At 55.1% G+C, this 18,367-nt stretch carries 17 protein-coding genes; 6 read left to right on the forward strand and 11 right to left on the reverse strand.

The window, feature by feature from the left end:
- Positions 1-10: 10 nt before the first annotated feature.
- A complete protein-coding gene (locus TH19_RS04850) occupies positions 11-622 on the forward strand; it encodes a hypothetical protein (RefSeq protein ID WP_114101189.1) in 612 nt (203 codons plus the stop codon).
- 115 nt (positions 623-737) lie between these two features.
- Here the strand turns inward: TH19_RS04850 and TH19_RS04855 are convergent, their stop codons facing one another.
- Positions 738-1,874 carry a helix-turn-helix transcriptional regulator gene (locus TH19_RS04855; RefSeq protein ID WP_114101190.1) on the reverse strand — a complete coding sequence of 379 codons (1,137 nt, stop codon included), beginning with the start codon at positions 1,872-1,874 and terminating at the stop codon, positions 738-740.
- A gap of 250 nt (positions 1,875-2,124) precedes the next feature.
- A complete protein-coding gene (locus tag TH19_RS04860) occupies positions 2,125-3,297 on the reverse strand; it encodes a helix-turn-helix transcriptional regulator (RefSeq protein WP_114101191.1) in 1,173 nt (390 codons plus the stop codon).
- Positions 3,298-3,409: 112 nt separating this feature from the next.
- Between TH19_RS04860 and TH19_RS04865 the strand changes: the two genes are divergently transcribed.
- Positions 3,410-3,772, forward strand: coding sequence for a hypothetical protein (locus TH19_RS04865; RefSeq protein ID WP_114101192.1), 363 nt, complete (start codon positions 3,410-3,412; stop codon positions 3,770-3,772).
- Between the two features lie 72 nt (positions 3,773-3,844).
- Here the strand turns inward: TH19_RS04865 and TH19_RS04870 are convergent, their stop codons facing one another.
- From TH19_RS04870 to uraH, 9 genes are all read right to left on the reverse strand, one after another.
- The gene (locus tag TH19_RS04870) at positions 3,845-4,906 is read right to left on the reverse strand and encodes a BMP family ABC transporter substrate-binding protein (RefSeq protein ID WP_114101241.1); all 1,062 of its coding nucleotides are present in this window, start codon (positions 4,904-4,906) and stop codon (positions 3,845-3,847) included.
- A gap of 234 nt (positions 4,907-5,140) precedes the next feature.
- A complete protein-coding gene (locus TH19_RS04875; RefSeq protein ID WP_114101193.1) occupies positions 5,141-6,061 on the reverse strand; it encodes an ABC transporter permease in 921 nt (306 codons plus the stop codon).
- Complete coding sequence (locus TH19_RS04880; RefSeq protein WP_114101194.1) at positions 6,061-7,140, reverse strand: ABC transporter permease; 1,080 nt, start codon at positions 7,138-7,140, stop codon at positions 6,061-6,063. The genes TH19_RS04875 and TH19_RS04880 overlap by 1 nt, the downstream gene beginning before the upstream one ends.
- Complete coding sequence (locus TH19_RS04885) at positions 7,127-8,734, reverse strand: ABC transporter ATP-binding protein (RefSeq protein ID WP_258547831.1); 1,608 nt, start codon at positions 8,732-8,734, stop codon at positions 7,127-7,129. Before TH19_RS04885 ends, TH19_RS04880 begins: the two co-directional genes overlap by 14 nt.
- Before the next feature lie 87 nt (positions 8,735-8,821).
- A complete protein-coding gene (locus TH19_RS04890) occupies positions 8,822-9,295 on the reverse strand; it encodes a nucleoside deaminase (protein WP_220151690.1) in 474 nt (157 codons plus the stop codon).
- A gap of 108 nt (positions 9,296-9,403) precedes the next feature.
- Entirely contained in the window at positions 9,404-10,450 is a 1,047-nt protein-coding gene (xdhC, locus tag TH19_RS04895) for a xanthine dehydrogenase accessory protein XdhC (RefSeq protein ID WP_114101243.1), read from the reverse strand.
- A gap of 4 nt (positions 10,451-10,454) precedes the next feature.
- Positions 10,455-12,851, reverse strand: coding sequence for a xanthine dehydrogenase molybdopterin binding subunit (gene xdhB / locus TH19_RS04900; RefSeq protein ID WP_114101196.1), 2,397 nt, complete (start codon positions 12,849-12,851; stop codon positions 10,455-10,457).
- The gene (gene xdhA / locus TH19_RS04905) at positions 12,844-14,337 is read right to left on the reverse strand and encodes a xanthine dehydrogenase small subunit (RefSeq protein WP_114101197.1); all 1,494 of its coding nucleotides are present in this window, start codon (positions 14,335-14,337) and stop codon (positions 12,844-12,846) included. The genes xdhB and xdhA overlap by 8 nt, the downstream gene beginning before the upstream one ends.
- An 8-nt stretch (positions 14,338-14,345) precedes the next feature.
- Positions 14,346-14,699 carry a hydroxyisourate hydrolase gene (gene uraH, locus TH19_RS04910; protein ID WP_114101198.1) on the reverse strand — a complete coding sequence of 118 codons (354 nt, stop codon included), beginning with the start codon at positions 14,697-14,699 and terminating at the stop codon, positions 14,346-14,348.
- 421 nt (positions 14,700-15,120) lie between these two features.
- On the opposite strand from uraH, the gene puuE reads away from it, so the two are divergent.
- The 4 genes from puuE to TH19_RS04930 all read left to right on the forward strand — a co-directional run bounded on the left by puuE (position 15,121) and on the right by TH19_RS04930 (position 18,194).
- A complete protein-coding gene (gene puuE, locus TH19_RS04915; RefSeq protein WP_114101199.1) occupies positions 15,121-16,035 on the forward strand; it encodes an allantoinase PuuE in 915 nt (304 codons plus the stop codon).
- Between the two features lie 25 nt (positions 16,036-16,060).
- The gene (uraD, locus tag TH19_RS04920) at positions 16,061-16,588 is read left to right on the forward strand and encodes a 2-oxo-4-hydroxy-4-carboxy-5-ureidoimidazoline decarboxylase (protein WP_114101244.1); all 528 of its coding nucleotides are present in this window, start codon (positions 16,061-16,063) and stop codon (positions 16,586-16,588) included.
- Positions 16,589-16,653: 65 nt separating this feature from the next.
- Complete coding sequence (gene alc / locus TH19_RS04925; RefSeq protein ID WP_114101200.1) at positions 16,654-17,673, forward strand: allantoicase; 1,020 nt, start codon at positions 16,654-16,656, stop codon at positions 17,671-17,673.
- A 14-nt stretch (positions 17,674-17,687) separates the two neighbouring features.
- Complete coding sequence (locus tag TH19_RS04930) at positions 17,688-18,194, forward strand: ureidoglycolate lyase (protein WP_114101201.1); 507 nt, start codon at positions 17,688-17,690, stop codon at positions 18,192-18,194.
- The last annotated feature ends 173 nt before the right edge of the window (positions 18,195-18,367 follow it).

The raw sequence follows: 18,367 nt of genomic DNA on the forward strand, positions 1-18,367 counted from the left end.
GGAGAACCAGATGAAGAAGATCGCCCTTTCATGCGCCCTGCTTGCAGGCTTGGCGGCATGCCAAACAACAGACAATGTCGTTCGCACCACCAATGTCAGTTTGCTGTCATTGCAGAAACCGGAACTGGCAGTCGGTGATACATATTCCTATTACCTGAATGGTAAACATGAAACCACGACCGTGACAGCAGTTGGAGCAGACACCTTCAGCTTCGAAGTCACCGAAGGTCCGGGTGCTGGCTGCACATTTGAAGGGGCAGGCTTCGTTTCACCCGACGTAAAATGGGAAAATTGCGAAAGCTCGACCGGCAGCCAGACACTTGAACATACCGGCGATATCTGGCCGCTGAAGGTCGGCAACACCGAAAGCTATGCGATCGAAGGCACCGACGGAACCGACACATGGTCCAGCAACCGTGAATGCAGCGTTGCAGGCATCGCAATGGTCACCCTTGGCACCACCACGATCCCGACCTACGAGGTCGTCTGCAAGGACAAATCGAATACCCGCACCTGGTTCTATTCGCAAACCCACAAATGGCCTGTCAAATATACCAAGGTTAGCAAGAAACGTGGTCTGGTCGAGACCCGCGAACTCGACCTTGGCCAGAAGGTCGGTTAACACCGGCTTTTGGGATGCTGTTTGATGTCGCGATCCGAATTCCGGCATCCATTCGGGTCTGCGTTTCCGCACTGGAACCAGACCCGGCATCCCTTGTTCGGCAAGATACCGAAACTCATTTTGACGAGGCCTTCTCCTCATTGAGCGGAATGATCATTTGCACGGCCAGTCTTACCAGTTCCAGCCGGTCTTTGACCCCTGTCTTGCGGTAAACGCTGCCCAGTTGCGATTTCACCGTTTCCGGTCCCTTGCCCAGATGATCCGCGATTTCACTGTTGCTCAGTCCGCGTAACACCGCATCAAACACATCTGTTTCGGTCCGCGTCAGTGCAAAATGATGTTTGAGAAGATCCGTATTGATATCGGTATACCAGAAGGGATCGACAACTGTTGCCAGCACACCGGAAAACTGCCCGCCAAATGTCCCCTGTCGTTCTCGCAAAGGGGCCAGATCAAGCAAATAGGCACTGCTTTCATTCACGCGGCTGTTAAACCGAAGATTTTCCGAAGACTTGCTGAAAAGGTCGGGTTGGCCCAGTTTCTGAACAGCACTCGCCAACCGCCGCGCATCCTGACCATCGCGCGCGGTAAGTCTTTGCCCCGCACCAACAATCAGAGCATCCCGACTGTCAAGAATGCGACTGAATTCTTCATTGATGATAATGATCTCGCCTTTGCCATTCAAAATGGCCACGCCAATGCGCAATCGGTCCAGAACATCCAAGAACGCACCATAGCGATGTCGCAACAGATGAACAGGACGATTCATCTCGAGGACTTTCGTCATGTGCGGCCCGATAAAGCGCAGTTTCTCTGCCGCCTCTACCGGATCAAACGGACCATCATCGCGGTAATGGACGGTCAGAATGTCATAACCGCTGGCATCCCTTGAAACACACATGCCCGCTGCTTGATTACATCCTGTGACCTTTTCCAGCCATGGGTAAAAGCGTGACGGGGATCTGTCTCCGTTGCGATGACGCACTTCATCGCCAATCGAGAACTCATAAAGATCAAGCTGATGACAATAGGCAGAGCTGTCATTCTGATTAAGACCGAGGCTCAGATATTCATCAATTGATGCCTGTGTGATCCAGCTATTGGAGTGGAAGGAGTATTCGGAGATTTCGGGTCGTACATTTTCGACATGTACCGCGATGGCATTCTTGCAACGCAATTCACCTGCAAGCCAATCCAGTCGATCTTCCCAAAGTTCCGGCGCAATAGCAGCTTCGTACAACAAGGGAATCATTTGGTTCAAAAGAGCAAATTTCTTGTCACTGAAAGTCACGTGCGATCAGCCCCTGCGGTCTATTTATGCGACAAGTCTGTTATTAGAGGCATAAACGTCTGCCAATCCAAGATAAAAATGGTAACAGGTTGAAACAAACACGTGGCTTATGCGCATCGATGCACCGACTTTTCCGGCACGAAAGCACCCGCCACCTGGATAAAACACGCCGCTTCCTGATTTCTCGACGCGCAAACACATCGCCAGGCAGCTATCTGTAGCCGACACTATCTTCGTTTAGCGGAATGATCATTTGAACCGCCAGACGAACCAGCTCAAGGCGGTCATTTACCCCGGTCTTGCGATAGACGCTGGCAAGTTGCGACTTGACCGTTTCCGGTCCCTTGCCCAGATGTTCTGCAATTTCACTATTGCTTAAACCGCGCAAAACAGCGTCAAAAACATCCGTTTCGGTTCTGGTCAGGGAAAAGTGCCGGTTCAAAAGGTCGGTATTGATATCGGTGTACCAGAACGGATCGACAACGGTTGCCAATACGCCGGAAAACTGGCCGCCAAACGTACCATGTCGTTCGCGCAGCGGTGCCAGGTCAAGCAAATAGGCACTGCTTTCATTGATCCGGCTGTTCAGGCGCAGGTTTTCTGATGCCTTTTCGATAAAGGCCCGCTGCCCCAATGCCTGAATTGCATTCGACAACCGTCGGGCATCCTTATCATCCTTCGCTGTAAGCTTTTGCCCTGCCCCGACAATCAGCGCATCCCGGCTATCAAGGATGCGGCTGAATTCCTCGTTGATGACGACGATTTCGCCATTGGCATTCAGGATCGCAACACCGATGCGCAGCCGATCGAGCACGTCAAGAAACGCCCCATATCGATGGCGTAAAAGATGAACCGGCCGGTTCATTTCCAGAACCTTGGTCAGGTGCGGGCCAATGAAACGCAGTTTATCCGTGGCTTCGGACGGGATGAACGGCCCGTCATCACGATAATGGACGGTCAGAATGTCATAGCCCGCAGCATCCTTGGAAACACACATCCCTGCGGCCTGATTGCATCCGGTGGTTTTTTCAAGCCACGGATAAAACCGGGATGGCGCCATATCACCATTTTGGTGACGGACATCGTCGCCGACCGAAAAGTGATAAAGCTCCTGTTCGTGGAAATAGGCCGAACCATCATTCTGGTTCAGACCAAGGCTCAGATATTCGGCAATTGCTTCGCCGGGCACCCAGCTATTGGCATGAAACGAGTATTCGGAAATTTCAGGCCGGATATTTTCGATATGCATGATGATCGCATTGCGCGTACGCAACAGACCAGCCAGCCAGTCTAACCGTTCGGACCACAGTTCCGGTGAAATCGCAGCTTCGTAAAATTGCGGAATCAGTTTGTTATATTCGTGAAACTCGTCCGAAGACCACATCCAGCCCGCATCCAAATTTGACTCTCGAATTAGTCAAACACCGAAAAAACATATATATCAAGAAGTACTGACCTTCGTGGATCAATACGGGCACCCATCCCAAGGGGATTTCATGAGCAAAGATTTGCGAAACTTTCCATATCGTGTGGTTATCCACGAACGACATTCGGCCCAAGGCGTTCTTGACTGGCTCGATAAAAACGTGCGCAGCGATATGTGGACGATGGGAATTCGCAATATTGAATTGCCACGATCCAACCAATCGGCACCCTTCGTCGATATGGTGATCTATTTTGCACGACGAGAAGACATGGAACTGTTTCGCGAACGCTGGGCCGGTCAGGCCCGCGAACACAAGGTCAAGCTGCATGGCTGGCGGGCGGCCCTTTATGCGATTCTTCACCCCCGCACCGAAATGATCGCCTATGAAAAGACCGAAGCCCCGGCCCGCATCCGCCCCAAGAATCCGTCATAAAGAAAAAGCCCCGCGCAAATCAATGCACGGGGCTGCGTCATTTAACCGATCAGCAAAGACCGGAAGTCTGACTTATTTCGGCAGTTCGGCATCAATGCCCTTGATGTACCAGTCCATGCCAAGCAGCATGCCGTCATCAGCAAGTTCGCCTTCCTTCACACGCAGTTCGCCAGCCTGGTCATAGATCGGACCGGTGAACGGGTGGAATTCACCCGAAGCAATTTTAGCTTCGGTTGCTTCTGCCAGTGCTTTTACGTCATCAGGCATGTTGGTGTACGGAGCCATGTCAACCATACCGCTGTCGATGCCGCCCCAGGTGTCGGTCGACGTCCAGGTACCATCAGCAACTGCTTTGGCACGTGCGACATAGTATTTGTCCCAGTTATCAACAATTGCGGTCAACTGTGCCTTCGGTGCGAACTTGATCATGTCAGAAGCCTGACCGAAACCAAGAACGCCACGGTTTTCAGCAACCTGAAGCGGTGCCGGGCTGTCGGTATGCTGAACCATGATGTCTGCACCCTGGTCGATCAGCGCCTTGGCAGCATCGCCTTCCTTGCCCGGATCATACCAGGTGTTCGCCCAGACGATTTTCACTTTGACGTCCGGGTTAACCGACCATGCGCCCATCATGAAGGAGTTGATGCCACGCACAACTTCGGGGATCGGGAACGAACCGACGTAACCAACGATGTTCGACTTGGTCATTTTACCGGCGATGACGCCAGCAACATAACGGCCTTCATAGAAACGTGCGGCATAGGTCGACAGGTTGTCGGCACGCTTGTAGCCGGTTGCATGTTCGAACTTCACGTTCGGGAACTGCTTGGCAACTTTTTCGGTCGGGTTCATGTAACCGAACGAGGTGGTGAAGATCAGGTTGTGGCCGGTCTGGGCCATCTGACGGATCACACGCTCGGCGTCTGCACCTTCCGGAACGCTCTCGACAAAGCTGGTCTCGGCACCGGTTTCAGCCACGATGGCCTGACGACCGATGTCATGGCGGTAGGACCAGCCATGGTCACCAATCGGACCAACATAGACAAAGCCGACTTTAACATCTTCGGCCTGGGCTGCACCCATGCCGGTCGCAAGAGCACCAACCGCTGCCACAGCAGCAATCGTGCGCTTCATGAAGCTTGCATTCATTCGTTTAGGTCTCCCTGTTAATCAGCAGATCAGGATTTAAACACAATCCACTAAGCAATCAATGACACGTTCACACCGTAACCAAGACTCAGTCAAACCGATCACACTTTTAACCGGTTTTGCCAATCGCCTTGTGTGAGTTTTGGTCCGGCATGATCTTTCCTCCCGATGGGCCGGAACATCATTTGGCGCGTTCCTGTCCCCCAAGCAGACCGGCCCTTAATGGGCCGGCCGGAACGCCTGACCGATACAGGCAGGCGCATTCAGTCTGATTTTCGCACGGTCACTGGAAATAATCACCAGCACGATAATCGTCGCCAGATATGGCAGCATCGACATGAACTGGCTCGGCACATGAATGCCTGCCCCTTGCGCATGAAGCTGCATCACCGAAATCAGGCCAAACATATAGGCCCCGGCCAACAAACGGCCCGGACGCCAGGTCGCAAACACAACCAGCGCCAGCGCGATCCAGCCGCGACCCGCCGTCATGTTTTCCGCCCACATCGGCGTATAGGAAAGCGAAAGATACGCCCCGGCAAGCCCCGCCATCGCCCCGCCAAACATGGTGGCAAGATAGCGGATCTTGATCACGGAATAGCCAATGGCATGGGCCGAATGATGCGAATCCCCAACCGCCTTAAGGACAAGGCCCGCGCGCGATTTCGCAAGGAACCAGCCAACCCCGAACACCGCCGCGATTGAAAGATAAACCAGGAAATCCTGCCCGAACAGGATCGGACCAACCACCGGAATAGCGCTGATGCCCGGGATCGAAAGACCCGGCAGCGGCTCAATCGCGAAACCGACAAACTTCGAACCGACAAGGGCGGAAAATCCGATCCCGAAAATGGTCAGTGCCAAGCCGGTTGCCACCTGATTGGCCATCAGGGTCAAGGTCAGGAACGCAAAGATCAGCGACATCAAAACACCGGCAATCACCGCGGCAACAATGCCCAGAATGGCCGATCCGCTTGATGCGGTAACAGCAAATCCGGCAATCGCCCCAACCAGCATCATGCCTTCAACGCCAAGGTTCAGAACCCCGGACTTTTCGGTGATCAACTCACCCGACGCCGCCAGCAAAAGCGGGGTCGATGCGGTAATCACGGTCAGGATAAAGGGTACAAGCCATTCCATTATGCGGTTCTCCCTTTGGCCGCGGTTGAACCGAAACGAATGCGATATTTGGTCAGAACGTCACAGGCCAGCAGGAAGAACAACAATATCCCCTGGAAAAGCCCGGTAACCGCATTGGGAAGACCAAGCGTAATCTGGGCAAGCTCTCCGCCCAGATAGGTCAGCGCCATGATCAAACCGCCAAACAGAATGCCGACCGGATGCAAACGCCCAAGGAAGGCAACAATGATCGCGGTAAAGCCATAACCCGGTGAAATCGACGGCTGCAACTGGCCAATCGGGCCTGCAACCTCGAACAAACCGGCAAGACCGGCAAGAGCACCACCCAGCAACAGGGTAAACCACACCATGCGTTTCTGACGGAAACCGACATGGCGGGCGGCCTGCGGGGCCTTACCAACCACGCGAAGCTGGAACCCGATCACCGATTTAGACAGCAACAACCAACCGGCAATCACCACAAACACCGCTACCGCCGTACCAAGATGCACGCGCGTGCCGTCATAAATGATCGGAAGCAAACCGGCATCCGGGAACGGACGCGATTCCGGGAAGTTGAACCCTTCGGGGTTACGCCACGGACCATGAACCAGGAAGCTCAGGAATAGCGTCGCCACATAGGTCAACATCAGGCTGGTCAGGATTTCGTTGGCATTGAATTTGGTGCGCAGCAAGGCCGGGATCGCAGCCCAGAACGCACCGCCAATGGCACCCAGAACAAACATCGCCGGCAGCAAAAATGCGCTTTCGCTGTCATGGAAATAAAGTGCCAGACCACCGCCGAAAATCGCCCCCATGGTCAATTGGCCCTCGGCCCCGATATTCCAGACATTCGCCCGGAAACCAAGGGAAAGACCAACCGCAATGATGACAAGCGGGGTTGCCTTCACAAACAGCTCGGAAATCCCATAGCTGTTATTGATCGGCAAAATGAAGAACGTATAAAGCGCGTCGAACGGGTTCTTGCCCATAAAGGCAAAGATGATCCCGCCAACCACCAGCGTCATGAAAATTGCCAGAACCGGCGACAGATAAACCATCGCCTGTGAGTGCTGGCGACGGGGTTCAAGCCTGACCAACGCGACCTCCTACTTCTGCGGTGTCGTTCGCCGGGGTCGCGTCGGCTTCAAGATCATGAAGCCCCCCCATCAACAGACCAATTTCTTCAATACTGACATCGGCCATCGGGCGCGGTTTGGACATTTTGCCTTCCGACATCACCACAACCGAATCACAGATGGCAAAAATCTCGTCGAGATCCTGGGAAATCACCAGAACCGCCGTGCCCTTGGCCGCCAGATCAAGCAAGGCCTGATGAATGGCGCTGGCCGCACCGGCATCGACACCCCAGGTCGGCTGCGAAATCACCAGAACACCCGGGTCCTGAAGGATTTCACGCCCGACGATAAATTTCTGAAGGTTACCGCCCGAAAGCGACCCTGCCTCGGCACCCGAACCAGTCGTGCGCACATCAAATGTCTTGATGATGTTATCGGCAAAGGATCGGGTCGGAACTTCACGGATCAAACCACGCGCGGCAAGCGCCATACGACGGAACGCCGTCAGGAACCCGTTTTCCGACAGGCTCATATCAGGGACGGCACCATGTCCATTACGTTCTTCAGGCACAAAGGCCGCGCCAAGACGGCGACGGCGACGCGGGCCGAAATGGGCAACCGATTTGCCGTCAATCTTGATGCTGTCCGGGGCGGCCTCATGTTCGGTCTCACCGGCAAGCGCCTGGAACAGTTCGTTCTGGCCATTCCCGGCAACACCGGCAACGCCCATGATCTCGCCGCCACGGACCTGAAGATTGATGTTCTTAAGGTGAGTGCCAAACTGCTCGTCACTGATCAGCGAAAGGTCGGTCACATCCAGACGGACATCGCCAAACTCGCGCTGCTTACCACGATCAGGCGCAACCAGTTTTTGACCGATCATCATTTCGGCCATGGATTTTGCGGTTTCCTCGCGCGGGTCACAGCCGCCAACCACCTTGCCACCGCGCAGGACGGTCGCACGCTGACACAGTGCTTTGACCTCGTGCAGCTTGTGGCTGATATAAAGGATCGCACAGCCTTCATCGGCCAGACGACGGAGCGTCTCAAACAGCTTTTCGACTTCCTGCGGCGTCAGAACCGAGGTCGGCTCATCCAGAATAAGCAGCTTGGGGTTCTGCAACAGACAGCGCACGATCTCGATGCGCTGACGTTCACCAACCGAAAGCGTATAGACATGGCGATCGGGATCAAGCGGCAGGCCATAGGTCTTTTCGACCTCGATCACTTTCTGACGCAGGACCGCCATATCGCGCACATCGTTCATGGCAAGCGCGATATTTTCAAGCACGGTCATGGTTTCAAACAGCGAGAAATGCTGGAACACCAGACCAACGCCCATTTCGCGCGCGTCATGCGGACTATGGATCGTTACCGGCTTGCCTTCCCAGATCAGGTCGCCCTGATCGGCCTGAAGCACGCCATAAATGATTTTCACAAGCGTACTTTTGCCTGCGCCGTTTTCACCGAGCAGCGCATGGATTTCGCCAGGCTCGATACGGAAACTGATATCGTCATTGGCCAGACAGCCCGGAAAGGCCTTGGTCACGCCGCGCACTTCCAACTGCGCAGGTGCATTCCCCTTCATTGCTTCTGCCCCGGCATCACCGGTCATTGACGTCACTGTTGCCACCCCTATTTAGCGATATGATTTACAAGGCATTTGCGGTTTTACCGCATAACGGATTGCAATCAAACGGTCTCAATATGCGATCTTGTCGGTTTTGGCGTCCCAGGCGGCAAATACTTCGCGCGCTTCGGGCAAATCGACATGAACAATTGGCAAGGAACGATCATGGATCGGCTTTGCCACTTCATCATACAGGAACTGATCATCAAAACCGATGGCAGCAGCATCTTCGCGGCCATTGGCATAATAAATCTTGTCAAGACGGGCCCAATAGATTGCCGAAAGGCACATCGGGCAGGGTTCGCAACTGGTATAGATTTCACAACCCGACAGATTGAATGTACCCAGCGACGTACAGGCAGCACGAATGGCGCTGACCTCTGCATGGGCAGTCGGATCATTGTTGGAGGTCACATTGTTCCATCCTTCGGCAATCACTTCGCCATTGCGAACAATGATTGCCCCGAACGGACCACCGCATCCCTCTTCCATTTTTTTCCGCGACAAATTCACGGCATGGCGCATATGGCCTTTGGCGTCACACACAGCCAAATCTCCTTTACGAAACCCCTGATCTGGTCCCCAGATCACCTGATTGGGCCGTCATTTCGCGGCCCTTTATCATTAAAAACACCTTCAATGAAGGTTTTAAAATCACACGACCCCGTCCGAAGCGGATTTGGTCGTCTGATTTTGTGCCATCTGTGCTTCGCGCACGGACAACAATTGCGCGGCAACCGATGCCGCAATCACCACCGGCTGTTTGCCGGTAATGCCTTGAATCCCAATCGGGCAGGTCAAACGGCCGATTTCAACCGCCCCCAACCCACGATCAGAAAGACGTCGCACAAAGCGCGCACGTTTGGTTTGGCTGCCGATCATGCCGACAAATCCAAGATCACCCCGTATCAAAGCTGCCCGGCAGATATCAAAATCAAGCGCATGGTTATGCGTCAGGATCAGGACATGTGCGCCTGCCGGAATGTCGGCAACTTCCAGCTCCGGCCTATCACTTTGGCAGATATGAAGGTTTTTGCCGCCGATCCCTGCCAGATAATCTTCACGCGAATCGACAAGATGAATGTCAAACGGCAACGGTGCCAAGGCCTGCACAACTGCCTTGCCCACATGCCCGGCCCCGAAAACCCAAAGCGGGGTCAATGCGTCGTCAAGACGCAAACATAATGTCTGCACACCATTCAGGGCGACAACCCCGCCGCGCTGGGTGCCAAAACCGGACGCCAGCATTGCCGCCTGCGCACTGTCTGCACCGGCAATCTGCCACCCGGCCCCACCGGCCGAAACCGGCATCATCAACCAGCGCCCCGATTGCGAAACCGGCTGGCGGGCAACATCGTCCAGCACCGCACAAAGATCGGCCTTCCGGGCGCTATCAAGCAGATGGAACCCGACCTCGACCGACCCACCGCAACATTGACCAAGCCCCGGCCCCAACGGGAACCGCACAATCTCCGACGTCGGGATCAATGCCTGATCGCTGCCAAACTGCGCACGCACCCGCAAGGTCACCTGATGTTCAAGATTGCCGCCGCCAATCGTGCCCGCAACCTGCCCCCCCGCAATCAACATGAACGCCCCGACTTCGCGCGGGGTCGATCCCTTGATCGCGGCCACCGACACCAGCATCACCGGGCCGGGTGCAGACAGAACATCAATGTGATCGCGCAGCGACAGGGTCATGGCTTCATTCCCCTGCAACCGAAACCGGCTGACCGGATTGTTCTATCATGCGCTTGGCGACATCGGCCACCGCATACAGAACCGCTTCGGGTGTTGCCGGTGTATCAAGGTTTGGCACCACCTTGTGCCCCGCAACCGATGCCACCGCATCGGCAATCGCACGATGCACCGAAATCGCCAGCATCAGGGGCGGTTCACCAACAGCCTTCGAACGATGAATGGTTTTTTCCACATTGCGTCCGGAAGACCAAAGCTCCAACCGGAAATCATCCGGGCGATCCGAACAGGCCGGAATTTTATAGGTCGACGGCGCATGGGTGCGCAGATTGCCTTTGCCATCCCACCACAATTCTTCGGATGTCAGCCACCCCATGCCCTGAATGAAGCCGCCTTCGATCTGCCCCCGGTCAATCGCCGGGTTCAGCGACCGTCCGACGTCATGAATGATATCCACCCGCGTGACCTTGTTTTCGCCGGTCAGGGTATCAATCAGAACCTCGGAACAGGCCATGCCATAGGCAAAGTAATAGAACGGCCGCCCCGATGCAGTTTCACGGTCATAATGGATTTTCGGCGTCGCATAATAGCCGGTCGCCGACAGCGACACACGCGCCAGATAGGCCTGCTTGATCAAATCGGCAAAGGCCAGTTCCGCCACATCCCCGACAATGATCTTGCCCGGCACAAAGCGTACCAGTACTTCGGCCACACCATACTTTTCGGCTGCGAATTCGATCAGGCGGTTCTTGATCGTCATTGCCGCATCACGCGCAGCCATGCCGTTCATATCCGCCCCGCTTGATGCCGCCGTGGCCGATGTGTTTGGTACCTTGCCGGTATTGGTCGCGGTGATCTTGATCTGATCAAGGTCGATCTGGAATTCTTCGGCGACGACCTGGGCAACCTTGATGAAAAGCCCCTGCCCCATTTCCGTGCCACCATGGTTCAGATGCACCGATCCATCCTGATAGATATGGATCAACGCACCCGCCTGGTTAAGGAAGGTGGTGGTAAAGGAAATGCCGAACTTCACCGGCGTCAAGGACAGGCCCTTTTTCAAAACCGGACTTTGGGCATTAAACGCATCGATCTCGGCGCGGCGTTTGCGATAGTCACTGGCCTTGATGATATCGTCGGTCAGTTCCGGCAAAACGTTATCTTCGACCAGCATGTGATATGGCGTCGTGTTGCGATCCGTGGTGCCATAATAGTTGGCGATACGCACGTCCATCGGATCGCGCCCGATGGTCATGGCGATTTCATCAATGATGCGTTCAATCGCCACCATCCCCTGCGGCCCGCCAAATCCGCGGAATGCGGTATTGGACACAAGGTTGGTTTTGCAGCGATATGATCTGATTTCAACATCGCCAAGGTAATAGGCATTGTCGGTATGGAACATCGCACGGTCGGCAATCGCCGCCGACAAATCGGCCGAAAAGCCGCAATTGGCGGCATATTGAATATCAAGGCCGCAAATCCGCCCGTCATCATCAAAACCGACATCATAATCGACGATAAAGTCATGGCGTTTGCCGGTCATGACCATATCATCATCACGGTCCAGACGGAACTTGGCCGGACGTCCGGTTTTCACCGCAACAATGGCTGCCAGTGCCGCCCATTGCGATGCCTGCGTTTCCTTGCCACCAAATCCACCACCCATACGGCGCACTTCGACGGTTACTGCGTTGGCCGGACGGCCAAGCACATTGGCGATATTGTGCTGTACTTCCGATGGATGCTGGGTCGAACAATGCAAAAGAACGTCGCCATCCTCTTGCGGGATCGCAAAGGTGATCTGCCCTTCCAGATAAAAGTGATCCTGCCCGCCAATTTCCATCCGCCCGGCATGGCGATGCTTGGCCTTGGCAAGGGCTGATTTGGCATCGCCCTGTTTCATCACATGCGGCGGGGCGACGAATTGCTGCTTTTCCAGTGCCGCATCAATCGACAGAACCGCTGGCAGTTCTTCATATTCGATCTCTGCAAGTTTGGTCGCTGCACGGGCCTGCGCCCGGGTTTCGGCGGCGACGCAAAATACCGGCTGCCCATAGAACTGCACGATGCCATCGGGCAAAACCGGATCATCATGGGTATGGGCCGGGGACACGTCATTGACACCGGGCACATCATCAGCGGTCAGAACGCAAACCACACCGGGGGCCGAACGCACCTTGGACAGATCCATCTTCTTGATCTTGCCATGCGCGATATTTGCCGCACCGGGTGCCAGATGAAGCGTGCCATAGGGTTCGATAATGTCATCGATATAGACCGCTTCGCCCGCCACATGTTTCGGGCCGCTATCATGTTTGGAACTCGACCGCACCCCACCCGAAAGACCGGCGGTCGGCGCGACCAGATCATCCATTTCCACCTTGGCTTTCTGATCAGACATGGGCTGCCTCCTTGCCGACAAGGCGGGTGGCAATTTCGGGTGTGTTGGTTTCGATAAACAACTTGGTCAAAAGGTTCTGGGCAACCAGCATCCGGTATTCTTTCGATGCCCGCATATCGGTCATCGGCGCGAAATCCTTGGCCAGTGCCAGTTGCGCCGCATTCAGGCTGGCTTCATTCCAGTCCTGCCCGATCAGGGCGGCTTCGCATTTGGCGGCCCGCATCGGGGTGCCTGCCATGCCGCCAAATGCCGCACGGAAATCAGCAACCTTGTCTTCGATAACCTTGATCGCAAAGGCACCAAGCACCGCGGTAATATCCTGATCAAACCGTTTGGAAATCTTGTAGGCCCTGAACACCACGCCTTCGGCCGGTTTGGGCACAATCACGCTTTGCACAAACTCGCCCGCCTGACGGTCCTGCTTGCCATAGGTGACAAAGAAATCTTCAAGCGCGACTTCACGCGTTACATCGCCCATGCGCAGAACAATCTTGGCACCAAGCGCAATCAGGGCCGGTGGCGTATCACCAATCGGCGAGCCATTGGCAATATTCCCGCCCACGGTTCCGGCATTACGAATTTGCCGCGAACCGATACGGCGCACCAGTTCCCCGACATCGGCAGCAACCTGACCCAGCGCATCATGGGCGCGGCTATAGGTCACACCCGCTCCGATGATCAGGGCATCTTCGGTTTCGCTGACCGATTTCAGGTCTGCGACATCGCCAATATAAATGATCGGGTCCAAACGTTTGAGCATCTTGGTCACCCAAAGACCAACATCCGTCCCCCCGGCCAGAACCGTGGCATCGGGATGCTGGACCAGAAGTGCGGCAAGCTCGTCAGATGTTTGCGGCGCGTAATAGCGCCCGGCCGGCTGTTCAAGTGCAAGCGTGCCTGCACCATCGACCATGGCACTCAGACGGGCCGCAACATCCGCACGGCGTTTTTGTTCGCCCGCGTCATTGGCGGCAACTCCGCCGGCCTTGCGGGCGGCCTCGATGATCGGGCCATAGCCGGTGCAACGGCACAGGTTCCCGGCCAGCGCATCATTGATCGCACCCCGGTCATCTTCCCCGCCATCAAGCCAAAGCTGATAAAGGCTCATGACAAAGCCCGGCGTGCAGAACCCGCATTGCGATCCATGGGTGTCCACCATCGCCTGCTGCACAGGATGAAGAGTGCCGTCGCTGGATTTAAGATGCTCGACCGTCAAAAGCTGTTTGCCATCAAGGGTCGGCACGAACTGGATGCAGGCATTGACCGTACGATAGGCCATACCGCCCTTGCCATCCGGCTCCCCCAAAACAACCGTACAGGCACCGCAATCACCCTCGGCACAGCCTTCCTTGGTGCCTGATTTGCGTTCGGACAGACGAAGATATTCAAGCACGGTCATCTGCGGATCAATATCACGCAGGCTGCGCTCTTCGTCCCCCAGAAGGAAACGGATATCAGAACGGAAAGAACCGGTCGCATGCACCATGATCGACCTCAGCTTCCGCGATAGGTGGAATAGCCGAACGGCGACAGCAACAGCGGCACATGATAATGCGCCTGCCCGTCCGAAATGCCGAACCGGATCACGACCTGATCAAGGAATTTGGGATCGGGAAGTTTTGCGCCAATCGCATCGAAATAATCCCCGGCATGGAAAACAAGCTGATATTCACCGGGTTTGAAAGAGGCGCCTTCAAGCATCGGCGCATCGGTGCGGCCATCGGCATTGGTCACGGCTTCGGCAACCAGATCATCATGACCATTGCCAAATCGGTGCAACTCAATACGGATTCCAGCAGCCGGACAGCCTTTTGCCGTATCCAATACATGGGTAGTCAGTCGTCCCATGCCGGGCCTCCTCTCTCTTCTTCTTAATTTTGTGGTCGATCGCTTCTCCCCGTGGTCGGCATTCTGGTTATGTAATTCTGTGCCGAACCAATTTTGAGCGATTTAAAAAGGGTCGCATTAGGACCCACCCTCGGGAAAGAGGGGATAAAGTGAAACTATATCAATAATTCTTTGAAAAACGAATGTAACAGTTTAAGGCACTATAGAATGCAATCAGGGCAAAAGCCTTGGGAGACCGCGTAAAACGTGGCCCGACCTACCTTCCGTCCAGGAACATTATCAAAACCGTCTTGATAGTGCGGCACTTATTCGGCCCGGCCAGCAGAGGTTCTTCCTTGCTGTGCCGTAACCTATGGTTAATGCTACACCAAACGTCCCGCACAACAAAGCCGGGTATGCAAGAATTCAGGAGAAGGTTCAGATGAACGATCAGACATATGCGCGCGACTTGATCGGCTATGGCGAAAACCCGCCCAAGGCCAATTGGCCCAACGGGGCCCGCGTCGCTGTTCAGTTCGTCCTGAACTATGAGGAAGGCGGTGAAAACTGCGTCCTGCACGGGGATCGTGCCTCCGAGGCGTTCCTGTCGGAAATCGTTGGTGCTGACATGCGCGAAGGTGTCCGCCATATGAGCATGGAGTCGATCTATGAATATGGATCGCGTGTTGGCGTCTGGCGCATCCTGAACCTGTTCCGCGAACGTCAAATTCCGATCACCATCTTTGCCGTCGCAATGGCCCTTGCCCGCCACCCCAAGGTTGGCGAAGTTGCCATGAAAGACGGTCACGAGATTTGCTCGCACGGATATCGCTGGATTGACTATCAATACATTCCCGAAGACATCGAACGCGAACATCTGCACAAGGCGATTGATATCATCAAGGATGTGACCGGCGAACGTCCGCTTGGCTGGTACACCGGCCGCACAAGCCCCAATACCCGTCGTATCGTCGCCGAAGAAGGCGGCTTCCTCTATGACGCCGATGATTACAGCGACGAACTTCCGTTCTGGAGCACCCAGACCGAAAAGCCGCATCTGATCGTGCCCTATACCCTTGATGCCAACGATATGCGTTTTGCCGCCCTTCAGGGCTTCAATTCCGGCGAACAGTATTTCCAGTATCTCAAGGACAGCTTCGATACCCTTTACGAAGAAGGCGGCGAAACCCCGCGCATGTTGTCACTTGGTCTGCATTGCCGGCTGGTCGGGCGTCCGGGCCGCTTTGCCGCACTGAAACGTTTTGTCGATTATGTCCAAAGCCATGATGACGTCTGGTTTGCCCGCCGGATCGATATCGCCCGCCACTGGCGCGAACATCATCCGTTTGGCGGATAAAACCGGCACAGGAAACAAGAACACCATGTCAGAAACCACCAAATCCCTGTTTGAAACCCGCCCGCCCGGCACATTGGCCAAAAGCGCCTTTGTCTCGCATTATGGTGGCGTCTATGAACATAGTCCCTGGATCGCCGAGCAGCTTTATGATCGCGGCATAACCGACGCCCATAACACGCCCGCCACTTTGGCCGATGCCATGGCAGCCGTGGTCAACGGGGCGGTTGATGCCGACAAGCTGGCACTTTTGCGTGCCCATCCCGATCTTGCCGGGAAACTGGCGCTTGCCGATCTGACGACATCGTCGCAGAACGAACAGATGGGGGCGGGCCTTGATCAATGCAGCGCCGATGAACTGGCCCGCTTTACCGAGCTGAATGACCTTTACAAACAGAAGTTCGGCTTTCCGTTTATCTTTGCGGTCAAGGGGTTCCATCGCACCGACATTCTTGCGGCCTTTGAACGGCGGGTGAAAAACGACGTCGAAACCGAATTTAACGAGGCGATCAATCAGGTCCATCGCATTGCCAAATTGCGGCTTGAAGCGCTGTAGGGCAGACTTCGGGCAAACCGAATTGATCACCGAATAATAAACGACCATTTCAGGATTTTACGATTATGAGCCATCAGGAAAATCACGACGCACCGGAATTTGCACGGAAGTTTGTCAACCTTGCCGATGAACGTCTTGGCGCAGAGGCCATTTTTGCGACGGACGATTTCTTTGCCGACAAACAGCGCATGCTGCAAACCGCCGGAGCCATCTTCTACCCGGATCGCTATGATGATCACGGCAAATGGATGGATGGCTGGGAAAGCCGCCGCAAACGTGTCGAAGGCCATGATTACTGTGTTGTCCGCCTTGCGACGTCGGGCCGGATTTATGGTGTTGATATCGACACCAGCCACTTTACCGGCAACTTCCCGCCCGCTGCATCGCTTGAAGGCTGCTATTGCCCGAATGGCGATCCGGCCGATGATGCAAAATGGGATGAGATCGTTGCGCCGATGGGCCTGGGTGCCAGCGCCCACCACTATGCCGACGTTACCTCGGATGCCATCTATACCCATGTCCGCCTGCACATTTACCCCGATGGTGGTGTTGCGCGTCTGCGTGTCTATGGTCGTCCGAACCGCGACTGGACCGAAATGGCCGCCAAGGGCGAACAGGTCGATCTTGCCGCCATGATCAATGGTGGTGTGGTTGTTGACTGGTCGGATGCCCATTACGGCAATCCGAACGCCATTCTGGCACCGGGCCGCGGGGTCAATATGGGGGATGGCTGGGAAACCCGTCGTCGCCGTGAACCGGGCAATGAATGGCTGGTGATTGAACTTGGCCATCCGGGCGAGATCGAAAAGATCATCGTTGATACCTGCCACTTCAAGGGCAACTACCCGGACCGTGTTTCCATTCAGGGTGCCTATGTCGACGGTGAAAAGGACAAGTCGCTGCGTGCGCGTTCGATGTTCTGGTCGACCATCCTGCCCGAAAGCAAAATGCAGGCAGACCATATCCACGAATTTGATGCCGCAAGCCTGTCGGTCAACGGACCGGTAAGCCATATCCGGATCAACTCGATCCCCGATGGCGGTATCAGCCGTCTGCGTATCCTTGGCAAACCCGCCACCAAATAAGGGAACTTGCCGTTATGAAGCTTACGGTCGAACATCTGACCCCGGATGCCTTCGCCCCGTTTGGCGAGGTGATTTCGATTGCCACCGCACGCGACAGCTATCCGATCAATCTGGGCACCACCACGCGGTTCCACGACATTTCACGTGTCGATGTCGCAGACGAAGGCGGTGCCCCGATCATCAGCATCTTTCGCGGAACGCCCCGGCCCAAACCGATTGAAATCAAAATGATGGAACGTCATCCCCTGGGATCACAGGCCTTCATGCCGCTTTCGGGCCAGAAATTCCTGATCGTGGTGGCATCGGGCACCGATGATCCCAAACCGGAAAACCTGCGCGCTTTCCTCTCGGACGGAATGCAGGGCGTGACCTATGCCAAAAACGTCTGGCATCACCCGCTTCTGGTGCTTGAAGAAGACAGTGATTTCCTGATTGTCGACCGGTCCGGCCCGGGCAACAACCTGAACGAGGTTGATCTGCCACTGGTCGATGGCGAAGTCATCACGCTGGATTGGGCCTAAGCCCTTCTTGTGTGCCGTCCTAAAATACGTTGACGGTTTTCACATAGCCAGCGGCAGTCTGCCGCTGGCTTTTTGATGCACACTTTCTGGCGTTTGCATGGCCAGTGCAAGGTGTGGTCTCTTGGTATTATAGGCAAGAACAGCTTCGGCGACCAATCGCTTGAGATCTTCGA

It is taken from the genome of Thalassospira profundimaris, from assembly GCF_003326675.1.
Lineage (GTDB): Bacteria > Pseudomonadota > Alphaproteobacteria > Rhodospirillales > Thalassospiraceae > Thalassospira > Thalassospira aquimaris.

Excerpts from the sequence above, each read along its gene's own strand:
- TH19_RS04850 (WP_114101189.1), top strand. The coding sequence starts at position 11 with ATGAAGAAGATCGCCCTTTCATGCGCCCTGCTTGCAGGCTTGGCGGCA.
- TH19_RS04855 (WP_114101190.1), bottom strand. The coding sequence starts at position 1,874 with ATGATTCCCTTGTTGTACGAAGCTGCTATTGCGCCGGAACTTTGGGAA.
- TH19_RS04860 (WP_114101191.1), bottom strand. The coding sequence starts at position 3,297 with ATGTGGTCTTCGGACGAGTTTCACGAATATAACAAACTGATTCCGCAA.
- TH19_RS04865 (WP_114101192.1), top strand. The coding sequence starts at position 3,410 with ATGAGCAAAGATTTGCGAAACTTTCCATATCGTGTGGTTATCCACGAA.
- TH19_RS04870 (WP_114101241.1), bottom strand. The coding sequence starts at position 4,906 with ATGAAGCGCACGATTGCTGCTGTGGCAGCGGTTGGTGCTCTTGCGACC.
- TH19_RS04875 (WP_114101193.1), bottom strand. The coding sequence starts at position 6,061 with ATGGAATGGCTTGTACCCTTTATCCTGACCGTGATTACCGCATCGACC.
- TH19_RS04885 (WP_258547831.1), bottom strand. The coding sequence starts at position 8,734 with ATGACCGGTGATGCCGGGGCAGAAGCAATGAAGGGGAATGCACCTGCG.
- xdhC (WP_114101243.1), bottom strand. The coding sequence starts at position 10,450 with ATGACCCTGTCGCTGCGCGATCACATTGATGTTCTGTCTGCACCCGGC.
- xdhB (WP_114101196.1), bottom strand. The coding sequence starts at position 12,851 with ATGTCTGATCAGAAAGCCAAGGTGGAAATGGATGATCTGGTCGCGCCG.
- xdhA (WP_114101197.1), bottom strand. The coding sequence starts at position 14,337 with ATGGTGCATGCGACCGGTTCTTTCCGTTCTGATATCCGTTTCCTTCTG.
- uraH (WP_114101198.1), bottom strand. The coding sequence starts at position 14,699 with ATGGGACGACTGACTACCCATGTATTGGATACGGCAAAAGGCTGTCCG.
- puuE (WP_114101199.1), top strand. The coding sequence starts at position 15,121 with ATGAACGATCAGACATATGCGCGCGACTTGATCGGCTATGGCGAAAAC.
- uraD (WP_114101244.1), top strand. The coding sequence starts at position 16,061 with ATGTCAGAAACCACCAAATCCCTGTTTGAAACCCGCCCGCCCGGCACA.
- alc (WP_114101200.1), top strand. The coding sequence starts at position 16,654 with ATGAGCCATCAGGAAAATCACGACGCACCGGAATTTGCACGGAAGTTT.
- TH19_RS04930 (WP_114101201.1), top strand. The coding sequence starts at position 17,688 with ATGAAGCTTACGGTCGAACATCTGACCCCGGATGCCTTCGCCCCGTTT.